This is a genomic window from Nocardia coffeae (assembly GCF_019890715.1).
Taxonomy (GTDB): Bacteria; Actinomycetota; Actinomycetes; order Mycobacteriales; family Mycobacteriaceae; genus Nocardia; species Nocardia jiangxiensis.
The window spans coordinates 125,918-138,248 of sequence record NZ_JAINZY010000006.1 but is presented as its reverse complement, the minus strand read 5'-3'; the positions used below and the strand labels follow the sequence as shown (position 1 = coordinate 138,248).

The following is a 12,331-nucleotide window of genomic DNA, read 5'->3' as shown; positions in this document are numbered from 1 at the left end:
CTGCAACTTGATCAGAGAGGGAGCAACCAATGCACATAGCTGGTGCACCAGTGGACATCCCCGAAGAAATGATCTCGACCGTGATCCGGCCCGAATTCGCCGCCCTGGCGCCGGTCGAAGTCTTCCCCGGGGTGGTGAGCCATCTGGATCGCGCGTACGCCACCCTCGCCGGATTCCGGCCGCTCACGCTCGATCTACACATCCCGCACCGTCCGGTGACAACACCCGTTCCCGTTGTGGTGTACGCACACCCGGGCGGATTCTTCGCCGGTATCAAGCAGATGGGGCCCTGGCGATATCTCCTCGAGGCAGGACTCGCCGTGGTGTCGGTCCAGTACCGGCTCAGTGGCGAGGCCGTCTTCCCCGCTGCCATCCACGATGTCGCCGCCGCCGTGCGGTGGGTGCGGGCAAATGCCGACAACTATGGATTGGACGCCGACCGCATCGTCGGCTTCGGTTCCAGCGCAGGCGCTTACCTCATCAGCGCCGTGGCACTCGCGGGCGACGGCAGCGACCTGGTGGGCAGCACCGAACCGGATTCGGCGGTGTCCTGCGGACTCGCCGCCGTTGTAGAGCACTACGGGCCAACCGATTTCCTCAGACACGATGAAGACGCACACGATGACGCCATCGAACTGATGACCGGTCCGGACAGCACACTGGCGCGCTTCTTCGGATTCGAGCCCGCCAGCCGGCCGGACGCGGTCGAGCGCGGAAACCTGTGCCGCCTCGCGCACCCCGGCGCGCCTCCCTTCCTGATCGCCCACGGCGACCATGATCGCCGCGTCGGTATAGCACAGAGCCGACGCCTGCATCGCGCGCTCACCGAGGCGGGAGTTCGGGCAGACCTGGTGGAGATCGCCGGCGGCGACCACGGTTCCCCCCACTTCAATGCACCGCCGCTGCACCAGAGAACGCTGGCATTCCTCGAATCCGTTCTCGCACTGCCCCTGCACCGTTGACACACGACATCACCGAAGGAGTACCGACGATGAAACGAATTCAGTACCACCGATACGGGGGTCCGGAAGTGATGCGGCTCGAGGACTTCGAGCCCAGAGAACTCGGCGCCGAGGACGTCCTCGTTCGGGTGCGAGCGGCTGCCGCCAACCCCATGGACTTCGGGATCCGAGACGGCGCGATGAAGATGATGACCGGCCGCAGCTTTCCGCGAGGCATGGGGTACGACTTCGCCGGTGTCGTCGAGGCCGTCGGCGCCGACGTCACCCGGCTGCGCGTTGGTGACGAAGTGCTCGGCGGCGCACCGATCAAGTGGTCCGGTGCGTTCGCCGACGTAGTCGTCGCCGAACACAAAGGCATCGTCGAGAAGCCCGCCAACCTGTCCTTCGAGGCAGCGGCCGCGCTTCCCACCGTCGGTCTCACCGCGTACCAAGCCCTGTTCAACAAAGGAAAGCTACAGCCCGGCCAGGCGGTGTTCGTGCACGGGAGCCTCGGCGGGGTCGGCCGCGCAGGCGTGCAACTCGCGTCCGCACACGGAGCGAGGGTGGCGGGAAGCTGCCGCGCCGGTTCGGCGGACGAGGCACGCGCCCTCGGCATAGATCCCGTCGTCGATTTCGACTTCGATGCCGCCGCACTCGCACAGCGATTCGACATCGTCTTCGACACCGTCGGGAAACTGCCGATCAAAGAGGCACGGAAAATGTTGTCGCCCAACGGTCGTATCGTCAGCACTAGCCCCAGCCCGGCGAACATCGCGAGAAGCGCCTTGCCCGGCCCATTCCACGCGGTGATCGCGCACGCAGTGACAGCCGATATCGAAGCGGTCGCGCGCGCCGCCGGCGACGGTCACCTCGAGCTACCGATCGCACGAACGGTGCCGTTATCGGAAGCGGTCGCAGCGCTCACAGACCTGGAACGAAACGGAAGTTCGAAACGAGGCAAGCTCATCATCGTGCCCGGGTGAGCCACACCCCGGCGCAAAGCAGGTCAGGTCCGGTTTTCACCGGACCTGACCTTTTCGCGTGCGACGTGCGCACCTGCGGCCCCGGCAGTGCACCAATTCCCAAACCTTCGGGGGCCGGACGAACTCTTACGCACCGTCGCCGCCCAGGCTTCGCTGGTCTCGATCTCGAGGCGGCGCTCGAGGCTCACAACAAAGCTAACCGGATTTTCTGACCCCGCGATAGATACCTCGCCACACGATGAGCGGTTGCAGCAGCGACCATGCCGGGATCCAGAAGGCGCGGCCGCCCGAGCTGAACACCTCCAGGCTGTTGCGCTGCGCTCCCACCACCGAACCCCAGCGCCGGGCCGCCGGCTCGAACGGTTTCGGCGTGCCGCCGTCCAGGTCGGCCCGAATGTTGTGTGCCAGCAGGCCGTCGGCGCGGCTCCGGGCCGACGTCCGGAGCGGATCGGTCGCGGCCACGTCGCCGATCGCGTACACGCCCGGCGCACCGCGGACGCGGAGGTACTCGTCGACCACGACGAAGCCGTTCTCGTCGAGCAGTTCGCCCGGCAACCACGTCGTGTTCGGAACGACCCGGCCGATCGTCCACAGCACAGCGTCGGCGCTGCTCGCGGATTGCCCGGTACTCCACTCGACCGGTCCGCTGGTGATCTCGTCGCAGCCGAATCCGTCCGGCACCACCGCGCGGTGCCGCGGGTGCAACCCGACACCGAGGCGTTCGAGCCGCTTGCTCAGCGTGCCCCAGACCTTGCGGTGATGATGCGGAAGTGCTTGCCCACCAGGGAAATACAGGTCCACCCGTTTGTCCGGCCAGGTGGTGGCCACGTTCAGGGCGCTGCTCACCGCGGCAGCCCCGCCGCCGAGAACGATCACCGAGCCGGCGGCCGCGAGCCGTTCGTGATCCAGCGTGATCGCTGCCGCGACCTGGTCGCCGGTCTGCAGGTTCGGCCGACGCCAGAAGCCGTTCGTCACGCCGGTCGCGATCACCAGCACGTCGTACGGCTCGGTGCCCGCGGCGCCGTCGGGTCCGGTGAGGTGGACCCGGCGGGCCTCGAGGTCCACTCGCGTCATCGTGCCGTGCACGGTCCGCACCGAATCGAGCCGGTGGTAGCGATCGAAGGCCACCCAGTAGTCGCGGGCCCACTCGCGCGGACGGGCCAGACGCAGACCGAGCTCCTGACCACTGACCAGGCCGGGCTTGCTCGAAATACCCACCACGTCCGCATGTTTCGAGAGATGGATCGCGGTCAGCAGACCGGTATCGCCCAGACCCGCGACCAGAATTCGAGGGCGGCTCATGCCGCGGGCTGCCTCTGCTCGCGCGGGGGACGCGGAACGAAACGCGGCACCCGGTCGATCACGTCCCGGTAGCCCGGCCTGCGTTCGAGGCTGCGCTGCTCCATCATCGGGATGCTCGCGCCCTGGAACATCGCGTACATACAGATCGCGCCGAGAAACACCCACCACCAGTCGCGCGGTGCGGCGGCCAGGCCGAACAGGCCCAGTGCGACCCAGAAGACGAACTCGCCGAAGTAGTTCGGGTGCCGCGACCAACTCCACAGCCCCCGGTCCATCGCCTGGCCGGGGCGGCGGCGTGCGGCGAAGCGGTACATCTGCAGATCGGCGGCGAACTCGAGCACCACCGCGCCGACGCCGACCACGACCGCGACGATGTCCAGCCACCCGATCCCGCGGCGGGTGTCGGTCAGCACGACGTACACCGGCAGCATCCCGGCGAATACCTGCAGGGTGGGGATGACGTGAATGGCCATCAGGTCGACCACCACCTCGGCCCTGCCACCCCTGGCGCGCAGCAGCGGATAGCGCCAATCCTCGTGCGGCAGACCGGGAAACGCGTAGATCCAGTTGCCGGTCAGCCGAACCGCCCAGAACACGATCACCCCCAGCACCAGCCAGGCGCGCGTCCGATCTCCGTGCGTGCCGATCTCCGACCACCACGCGATCATCAGCAGCGGCGGCAGCACACTCCAATACGCGTCGTAGAAGCTCGAGTTCCGATGCGACCGGCTGGCGGCGAACACCACGAGCGTGGCGATCAGATCGGCGATCAGTCCGTCCAGCCACAGGTGAGAAGTCCGCGGGCCCCACGCCAGCCAGGCACCCGCCGCGCCGAAGGCGAGGACGTACGCGATGCCGATGCGCACCATCGACTCGGTCTTGCTCATGTGATCACCGTACCTAGAACGCGTTCTAGTGTGCGGCGTTCTGCTCACGCGGCGCCGGCCCGACCCGTCAGGCAGCGGATCAGCCGGTGGGATCCGGACAAGGTCGCTCGCGCGAAAGCGTTGCGTGCCGAAGGCCGGAGTTACGCCGAGATCGGCCGAGTGTTGGAGGTCTCGCCGCGCACCGCGGCGAGGTACATCGCCAACGCTCCACGCTCCACGCGCACCGAGGCCATTGCGCCTCTGCACGCAGTGCGGCCGGTCCAGCAGGCATTGCCGTTGGCGGTGTCCGCGGTAGGAGGTGCCTGATGACCACTGCGGAATCGGGTTACACCTGGTGCGGGTGCCGGGACTGCTTCGAGATCGTGATCGGCCCCATGGACCGGCCCGAGCTGTGCTCGGACTGCCAAGAGGCAGGCTGCGAAATCGACAACGGCGAATGTCAGCGAGCCGACGCCTACGGCGTCTGTGCGCATATGGTTCGCCGGGTCGGCACGAGGTTCGTTTACTGCGTCGACTGCGGGCAGACCCTGCACACGGTCGATATCGGGGGCGATACCAATGGCCCGCAGTAAGCAGATGTCGGCCCAGCGAGAGTTGAAGCTGGGACGGGAGATTCAGGAGCAGTACGACCACGGCTCGACGTGGGCTGCGATCGCTGTCGACTTCGATATGTCGAAGGCGAAAGCGCAACGGCTCGCACGAGCGTACCGGGAAGACTGCGACCGGAAAGCCCACCGACATCAGCTGACCCTGTTCGGCTGACCACTCCGGACACAACCGAATACCAACTGAATATCGACACCACGCGGAGTCCGTGCCTGCTAGAGACAGGCACGGGCTCCGCCCTTTTTCTACCAGGCCCCCATCGGCCGGCGGGCGCCGGGCTCCCGTCGGAGAGCCGAACGCCAGCGATTCGCTGAGGGCCGGGGTAGGGGTGCGCGCACCATGCGGGCAGGCCCCGCCTGCCCGGCATCTCTGCCCGCGTCGGCGCTGCGGTTCCTCGGTGTCAAGGGCGCATCCGCACCCCACCGATCTGACCGCACCGGAGTCGCCCTTGACAGCGAGGCAGCGCCGGTACCATCGCGCACCCCCACCCAGGCACGGGCGAAACGAAGCCCGATCAGCCAACACCGCCGCGGGGCGATCGGCGCGTATCGGCACGAATTCGGCTGCGGCAACGCCGGTTACCCGGCGCAATCAGCAGATAAAACCCGCGCACAACGCCACACGTGATCTGTAAATATGTTGCGTAAGTTGACACACGGCCGCAAACGGCGGGCAAAACTCGGGAAGATCAGTAGGCGAGTTTTGCAACGGAATTCTACGTCTCCCCACCCCTGACCAGCCGCGTTGGGTGCGTGACTGCTCCCCTCGCCCAGATCACCATATGCACGCTTCGCTGTGTATATGGTGATCTGGGCGAGGGGAGCAGTGGAGTAGTCGTCAGGGGTGGGGAGGTATGAAATCTGTGATGTGAGAAGTGGGTTGGGAAAAAGACGAGTGGTTGCGTTGGGTAAGAAGCGTTGCGGTTGGGAGCTAGGTGGCGTCCGGTAACGAGGGGTGCGTACGTGGCGGTGGCGTATGAGGTGGCGCCCGGAGCGTTGCGCGGTGGTAGCGGCCGGAGCAAATATTGCGTGCCAGTAGCTGAGCGGCTGCGAACGGGCCGATCCATCGGGCCGTTGCTCGGTCAGTTCCGTCAGGTGAGTTCGGTTGGGACCTTCGCTGTGCGTAGCTCCATCGTGAAGGTGGTGGGGGTAGGACGGACGCCAATCCAGCACCGGCCCGACCCATGGCGGTGTTGCTGGCTAGGAAGAAGCGGTTGGCCGAATAGTCCCAATTAGAGCGATCGCGATGCACTTCGGCGACGTACGACCCGGCGGAGTCGGTGTTGCCAAAGGTTCGGCGCATCGGACGACGAGAAGCTTGTCGGTGTGTCGCGTCGTAGGCGTGTAGCGTGTCTTGTCGCCACAGCGATTGGGGGTCCGTGAACAATACGACATTGCGAGAACACCTGCCTGCCTCCGTAGGGAGAGAGTTACGGCAGTGCATATCGAACAGGTTCGGGCTGACACTCCATGGAGCGGAGACGGCCCCATCATCCTGTATCGGTCGCGACGGACTAACAGCACCCGTCTAACGACACCTGATTTATCGTCACCCCGGGGGCATCAGCGACTGGAATCAAGCGAGCATGGTAGTAAGAATAAATATTTCTGACCTTCAAGGGGGTTACATTGGAAATTAAACTTAGCACGAATGCAGAGAAAAGAGCTAAGAAAGCGCAGGACCTCGAAGCATTCAAAGGAATAAATCTACTAGGCATAAAGAACGGCGTCGCCGACTTGGCTAGCCTCATTGGTCGTGACTCGATATTCGGCGAATACACCAAGCATGACATAAGTCATGTCGACGCCATGTTGGAGATGCTCGATTGGCTTATTCAACCTGACGAAATCGACGCACTGAGCGATGCTGATTGGCTAATGCTCGTTCTGGGAATATATTTTCATGACTTGGGAATGCTAGTCACCACGAAGGAGTACGACGAGCGCTCAACAAGCGATTATCCGCGATATAGGGAAACAAATCTTCTAACATCAGACAGAGTTGGTCGCGACTACAAGCATAAGCAGAGCGAATTCGGCGAGCAAGAGTCGGAGAAATTTTTATATCAAGAATTTGTCCGCGATAAGCATGCAATCAGAATCAGAGAATGGCTGAGCGGTATAGACAGTAGGATTAACGGATTTGCTACTGAGCAAGCTATCGCTGTGAGGGAATTGGTTGCCGGTCTAGAGGAGAACTTTCTGGACGATCTCGGGCTGATATGCGAAAGCCATCATTTGAATGACCTGGACGACACCGGCAAATATCGGGTTCGTCGGCGGTACGGAAGAACGGATAAAGAATCCGTCAATCTCCAGTACATCGCGGTTATGCTCCGTACAGCAGATCTCCTTCATGTTAGTCGAGATCGCACCCCGTCACTTTCCTTTAGGATGATAAACCCAACTAATCCGGTCAGCAATACGGAATGGGTCAAACAGATGGCCGTAATCTCGATAACTGGCCAGTATGCGAAAGACAGGGATGGAAATCAGGATCCCGACTTGGAGCGGGATACAGTGGAAGTGCATGCGGACTTCACGAACCCGGAAGGGTACTTTCGCCTAACTAGCTACCTGGACTACGCAGGGAAAGAGCTTCAACAAAGTTACAAATGGATTTCGGAAAGCAAGAAGAAATATGGTTTCCATCATAAATTCTCGTGGCGATATATCGATGATTCTAATGTTTCGGCTAAGGGATTTCTTGCCGAACAGTTCTCTTTTGAATTAGATCAATATAAGATTCTTGAGCTGCTGACAGGGCACACACTGTACAACGATACAAATGTTGTTGTCAGAGAGATAGCGCAAAATGCGATCGACGCTGTCAGGCTGCAGCACGCGGATGAAACCGGCAATGCCCTCGCTGATATGGGCACCGTTGAGATTCACTGGGACACCGCAAATCGCACTTTGACCGTGCGCGACAATGGTACTGGGATGAGCCAGGATATTATCGAGAATAATTTCCTGAAAGTGGGCGCTAGTCGATACCAGGAGGCGAAGTTCAAGGAGCGTTACCCAGATTTTTCGCCCATCAGCCGTTTCGGGATTGGGGTGCTGTCAGCATTTATGATCGCAGATTCAGTCGAAATAACGACGAGCCATCCAGATGATGAAAAAGCTCGTCATCTTTCTCTGCGAGACGTGCATGGCAAGTACCTCATCAGGTTGTTGCAGAAAGACAGTACTGACGTTCCAAAACTGATCGCAGCACATGGTACTGAGGTAAAAATGAGCATTCGCGCAAGCGCGGATTTGAAGAATGTTCCGGCAATTGCAGCAAGTTACTTCGTTATTCCTAGATGCTCACTGACTGTTCAAGTTGATAACCAACCTGCCGTCTCGATCGGAGGTGAGTCGCTGAACGAAATATTGGTTGATCTTTTGAGATCAAAAGGCCTAAGAGATCAGCTGGATAGTGGTCAAATCCAAGTTCGCAATTACTCCCCCCGCGGATTGACCGTTGCGTATGCGGTGCGTTGGCAACCGTATTTTCGGCAATGGGAACTCCTTCATGTCAATGAGAATGTGCGGAGTACAGAATTAGGAATTTGCGTTGAGGGAGTACGTGTCAGCGGCGGTACTCCTGGATTTGAAGGAATAGTGGTGTATGCGATCGCAAATGCGAGCGGACCAGGCGCCCCAAGGACGAACGTTGCACGTTCAGCTCTCGACGATACGCCACAGTTCGCAGAAACTCTGAGCGGGATCTATTCTGCCTATTGTCGGCACATTAATGCGGAGGCTGACGTGCTGCACGCCGAAAGGGGATTTTCAAAAAGTTGGGCGAGCACTGAAGTACGTTTTATGTGCGAGAATCTATTTCGCGTTAGGCAAGAACGGGATAGCCGAGTCTCCCGTGAATCTCTGGCATTGAATGAGATTCGAAAGCTTCCTATGTATGTTGTGGACGATGGTGATGAACGGTCAATTGCCTCACTCGCGGATCTTGCCGAACGAGACGAATATTTCAGCATCGAAAGCTCCCTCACCAGGTATGCGAATTATCTTGCTCGGGAACTACCTGTCGATGTTCCTCTCGAAAGAATCGTTTCTACGGCCAATTTGGAAGAATTTCCACTGCCTAAAGGGCCGATTCTTGAGACGGGCACCGGTTACGCCTCCAGACTCCTGACCGATGAATGGGAAGTCAGTGGCATCTTCGCAGATCTGCGCAGTAGACGGTTGGATTTCCGATGGTCGAAGCAAATTCCAGAAGCTCCGCTGTGGATTAGACATCCAAACATTAATACGCGAACCCTCGAGTGGGCCAATTTGTTCAGGGGAATTCGCGCAAGCGTGGACGGTCGCAGACGAGTGGATGTTCCGTTGAATATGCTTGTCCCTACAGGCAATATCGAATTAGACGGCCTTGATGAGTACGATATCGTTGCGTCCGGAGGCAGAGGGATCTATTTGTTACCGAATGGCCCATGGACAGAACTGTTTAGGAAAGTCGAATCGAATACGGGTTCAAACCTGGCAGCGTTTGAGATTACGACAACGGTCGTGGACCTAATCATGCGCTTTCAGCAGGAACGTGAACACATGATTAGGCGCGGCGTTAGCAGTGACACTAATTCCTTCATCAAAGAGTTTTTCGAAGGTCCCGAAATTGATCCGTACGCCGAAGTTATAACTTCACTAGCGGAGTCTGGGATTAGAATTTTTTCTCTCGACCGCTGGCGTCGTTCGGGCCCGTGGTCCGAAGCAGCTGATGAGTACAGGTGACAGATGAATATGATTGAAGATTCAATGTCAAGTGTTGAGTCCGGCTCCCTTTTGATTTCACAGCTGGAACGCCTCCGAATACGTGCGCATCGTGCTGGGCGAGCGCAATATATGGCAGCTCATCGCAGCAGTGCGATGCACTACTGGCTAGGAATTCCTGCGATAGTTCTCTCGACCGCTGTTGGTACAGCTGTATTCGGCACTTTTGCAGGTAGCCCGAACTCCATACTCACTGTTCTTACTGGCATTGTGTCCGTCGGTTCTGCGGTGCTGGCTGCGCTGCAGACTTTTTTTGGATATTCCGAAAGAAGCGAGAAGCATCGTATTATGGGCGCCAAGTACCTTGCACTGAAGCGAAAAATGGATCTATTGCTAATTGAATTTGCCGCGCCACAATCTGTCGAAAAGGAAAATCTACATGTCCTTTCGCAGTTTGTAGCAGAATTCAATGACCTGGAGGAATCGGCGCCAAATGTTTCCGATAAACTTTATGATCGCGCAAGACGGGATCAAGAGAGCGACATTGAAGGAATATAGCTGCTTTATGACGGATCAATCATCTTGTCCTTTTAGATGGGGTCAACTAACTCGGCGAATGGCGCCTATATGACGGCAGTGTGAAGATAGGATGCCGAGCGCTGTGCGTTGGTGACAACCGCAGCAAATATTGCTGTGAGTCGCTGCTTTGTCTGCTCACGGTCCGGGCTCTCGGCCCGGTGCTCGCCCAGTTCAGTCGAATAACTTCGGCCGGGATTCCCTGTGCGCCGCCGCATTGTGCGGGCCGCTCCTCCAGATTCCAGGGCCCGCGCCCGGCACGACCGAATTTCGGTCGCGGACCGGTGGCCACACATCGGTGCCGCAAGGAAATTCGGTCGCGCACGCCCCGGCGCGTTCCCTGGATTCCGGAGACCTCTGCGGCCCTGGGCAGGCGGTGAGGGCAGGCCGCGGGCCTGCCCCGGGACGGCGCGGCGCGCGCTCAGGGAATCCACGCCTTCCCGGGCACCCACCCGTTGACACGTACGTGTCACACCCGCGTTCGGCCGGTTGACACGTACGTGTCACCGAGCCCCCGGGAAGGCCCGGAGATGACCGACTCCGACACCATCACAGGATTACTTGTCGCCGCCCTGGAAGAAGCATGGGCAGCAATACGATCCCACCACCCCGAAGTACCCGACGTCGTCCTGACCGTCGGCGCCGGATCGACCGGCGGAGACCTCGCCCTCATGCACGAGCTGTTCGTTGGCGGGGAGGGCCTGCAACGCGGCGCAATCGATGTGCTGGGCACGCTGCTGCACGAAGCCGCGCACGGTCTCGCCGTCGCCCGCGACATCAAAGAGACCAGCCGCCAAGGCCGTTGGCACAACGAGCGATACCGCGAACTTGGCGAAGAACTGGGGCTGACCTTGACTCAGCACCCGAAAATCGGATGGTCGCTCACCACCATGCCCGAGGGCACCCGAACCCGCTACCGCGACCAGCTCGAGGAACTCACCGATGCACTCGTGGCCTACCGCCGGCGCGAACCCGACCACCGCAGCGGACGCAAATCTAACAACAACGGACTCGCCGCCGAATGCGACTGTGGACGCAAGATCCGCGTATCGCGAACTGCCTACGATGTTGGGCAGATCATCTGCGGACGTTGCCGCGCGGCGTTCACGTCGGCCGAGTGAGGAGCATCCTGTGCCTCTATATCGAGTAACGCTTCAGCAACGGCCTTCGTTGGGCACACGTTGAGCACAAACGCAATCAGCCCCGGTGAAAACCGGGGCTGACCTGCCTTTTCGGTGCGCGATACTGGGATTGAACCAGTGACCTCTTCCGTGTCAGGGAAGCGCTCTCCCGCTGAGCTAATCGCGCGTGGTTCGCCTACTAGAGGCGGCGACGGGAATCGAACCCGTGTGCACGGCTTTGCAGGCCGTTGCCTCACCACTCGGCCACACCGCCAACCAAGGCCGGGTTGGCCTTCGAGCGGATGACGGGATTCGAACCCGCGACCCTCACCTTGGCAAGGTGATGCGCTACCAGCTGCGCTACATCCGCATGCACTGTAATGTGCAGTGTGCCTCCGTCCGGCTCTTTCCTGCCTTCCGGCTGCGAGAGAGAACATTAGCCCACCACCTGCGCCATCAACAAATCGGCTGGTGAGAGCGGGTAAATCGGAATTACATCCATGTCGTTCCGCAGGCCGGGCCGGCCACCGGATCCCCACAGCGCCACCCTCCGTTCAGGGCCCGTTCCCGCCGACGACGCCCTCCCCCGAGCCCCCTCCCCACACCCCACCGATCAAAAGATCCTTCGACCCCCATGTCCGGCAGCCTGATCGGGGCCCCTCGAACCCCATGTCCGGCAGCCCAATTCGAACCTGCCCCCGACCATCCACCGCAGGTACCCCATCGCGAATCCCCACCCGCGAAGCCATCGCAACACGAGCCAACCGACCACCGCCACCCCACTTCCCCACCCCACCGAGAACCCCCAGATAGAGACGCGATTTGGCGTGGCCCGGGTGATGCGTGTTAAAGTTCCATCTCGTTCGGAACGGAGCATCCACTCCCCCCGGAACACCCGCACTACCTGGTCCTATAGCTCAGCGGGAGAGCGCTCGCCTCACACGCGAGAGGTCGCTGGTTCGAAACCAGCTAGGACCACTCCAGTGAAAGCCGCAGGTCAGCGACCTGCGGCTTTTTCTATCTACAGCAGCATCTTCTTCGACCAGACTGCTGAGCTGCAGAAAAGTCGACCTGCCGCGGTTCGAACCAACAAGGGGTAGTGAAACCGGGCTGGAGTGGTTGTTGTGACTGTTTTAGACCACCCGTTGCGCGCGGAGTGGGAGCAGCGGCCCTTAGGTCCCGAAGGCCCCCCGCGACACC

The 12,331-nt window shown here is 60.4% G+C and carries 9 protein-coding genes and 4 tRNA genes; 8 read left to right on the top strand and 5 right to left on the bottom strand.

Annotated elements, in window-relative coordinates; all coding sequences use genetic code 11:
- Positions 1-29 precede the first annotated feature (29 nt).
- Together K7711_RS22670 and K7711_RS22665 are read left to right on the top strand one after the other, a co-directional pair.
- Entirely contained in the window at positions 30-962 is a 933-nt protein-coding gene (locus K7711_RS22670; protein ID WP_222971452.1) for an alpha/beta hydrolase, read from the top strand.
- Positions 963-991: 29 nt separating this feature from the next.
- Entirely contained in the window at positions 992-1,924 is a 933-nt protein-coding gene (locus tag K7711_RS22665) for an NADP-dependent oxidoreductase (protein ID WP_222971451.1), read from the top strand.
- Between the two features lie 195 nt (positions 1,925-2,119).
- Here the strand turns inward: K7711_RS22665 and K7711_RS22660 are convergent, their stop codons facing one another.
- Together K7711_RS22660 and K7711_RS22655 are read right to left on the bottom strand one after the other, a co-directional pair.
- Entirely contained in the window at positions 2,120-3,226 is a 1,107-nt protein-coding gene (locus tag K7711_RS22660; RefSeq protein WP_222971450.1) for an FAD-dependent oxidoreductase, read from the bottom strand.
- A complete protein-coding gene (locus tag K7711_RS22655; RefSeq protein WP_222971449.1) occupies positions 3,223-4,113 on the bottom strand; it encodes a DUF1295 domain-containing protein in 891 nt (296 codons plus the stop codon). The genes K7711_RS22660 and K7711_RS22655 overlap by 4 nt, the downstream gene beginning before the upstream one ends.
- A 305-nt stretch (positions 4,114-4,418) precedes the next feature.
- On the opposite strand from K7711_RS22655, the gene K7711_RS22650 reads away from it, so the two are divergent.
- The 5 genes from K7711_RS22650 to K7711_RS22630 all read left to right on the top strand — a co-directional run bounded on the left by K7711_RS22650 (position 4,419) and on the right by K7711_RS22630 (position 11,131).
- Entirely contained in the window at positions 4,419-4,685 is a 267-nt protein-coding gene (locus K7711_RS22650) for a hypothetical protein (protein ID WP_222971448.1), read from the top strand.
- Positions 4,672-4,875: a hypothetical protein gene (locus tag K7711_RS22645; protein ID WP_222971447.1), complete on the top strand. Its 204-nt coding sequence runs from the start codon at positions 4,672-4,674 to the stop codon at positions 4,873-4,875. Before K7711_RS22650 ends, K7711_RS22645 begins: the two co-directional genes overlap by 14 nt.
- A gap of 1,472 nt (positions 4,876-6,347) precedes the next feature.
- On the top strand, positions 6,348-9,455 hold the full coding sequence (locus K7711_RS22640) for an HD domain-containing protein (RefSeq protein WP_222971446.1): 3,108 nt from the start codon (positions 6,348-6,350) through the stop codon (positions 9,453-9,455).
- Between the two features lie 3 nt (positions 9,456-9,458).
- Positions 9,459-9,992, top strand: a complete 534-nt coding sequence (locus K7711_RS22635; protein WP_222971445.1) for a DUF4231 domain-containing protein — start codon at positions 9,459-9,461, stop codon at positions 9,990-9,992.
- 548 nt (positions 9,993-10,540) lie between these two features.
- Entirely contained in the window at positions 10,541-11,131 is a 591-nt protein-coding gene (locus K7711_RS22630; protein WP_222971444.1) for a hypothetical protein, read from the top strand.
- 115 nt (positions 11,132-11,246) lie between these two features.
- On the opposite strand, the gene K7711_RS22625 is transcribed toward K7711_RS22630, so the two are convergent.
- The 3 genes from K7711_RS22625 to K7711_RS22615 form a co-directional block, all read right to left on the bottom strand.
- A tRNA-Val gene (locus K7711_RS22625) sits at positions 11,247-11,318 on the bottom strand.
- Positions 11,319-11,334: 16 nt separating this feature from the next.
- A tRNA-Cys gene (locus K7711_RS22620) sits at positions 11,335-11,405 on the bottom strand.
- Between the two features lie 23 nt (positions 11,406-11,428).
- Positions 11,429-11,501 (bottom strand) — tRNA-Gly (locus tag K7711_RS22615).
- A 536-nt stretch (positions 11,502-12,037) separates the two neighbouring features.
- Here K7711_RS22615 and K7711_RS22610 point away from each other — a divergent pair.
- Positions 12,038-12,109 (top strand) — tRNA-Val (locus tag K7711_RS22610).
- Positions 12,110-12,331 lie beyond the last annotated feature (222 nt).

Excerpts from the sequence above, each read along its gene's own strand:
- K7711_RS22670 (WP_222971452.1), top strand. The coding sequence starts at position 30 with ATGCACATAGCTGGTGCACCAGTGGACATCCCCGAAGAAATGATCTCG.
- K7711_RS22665 (WP_222971451.1), top strand. The coding sequence starts at position 992 with ATGAAACGAATTCAGTACCACCGATACGGGGGTCCGGAAGTGATGCGG.
- K7711_RS22660 (WP_222971450.1), bottom strand. The coding sequence starts at position 3,226 with ATGAGCCGCCCTCGAATTCTGGTCGCGGGTCTGGGCGATACCGGTCTG.
- K7711_RS22655 (WP_222971449.1), bottom strand. The coding sequence starts at position 4,113 with ATGAGCAAGACCGAGTCGATGGTGCGCATCGGCATCGCGTACGTCCTC.
- K7711_RS22650 (WP_222971448.1), top strand. The coding sequence starts at position 4,419 with ATGACCACTGCGGAATCGGGTTACACCTGGTGCGGGTGCCGGGACTGC.
- K7711_RS22645 (WP_222971447.1), top strand. The coding sequence starts at position 4,672 with ATGGCCCGCAGTAAGCAGATGTCGGCCCAGCGAGAGTTGAAGCTGGGA.
- K7711_RS22635 (WP_222971445.1), top strand. The coding sequence starts at position 9,459 with ATGAATATGATTGAAGATTCAATGTCAAGTGTTGAGTCCGGCTCCCTT.
- K7711_RS22630 (WP_222971444.1), top strand. The coding sequence starts at position 10,541 with ATGACCGACTCCGACACCATCACAGGATTACTTGTCGCCGCCCTGGAA.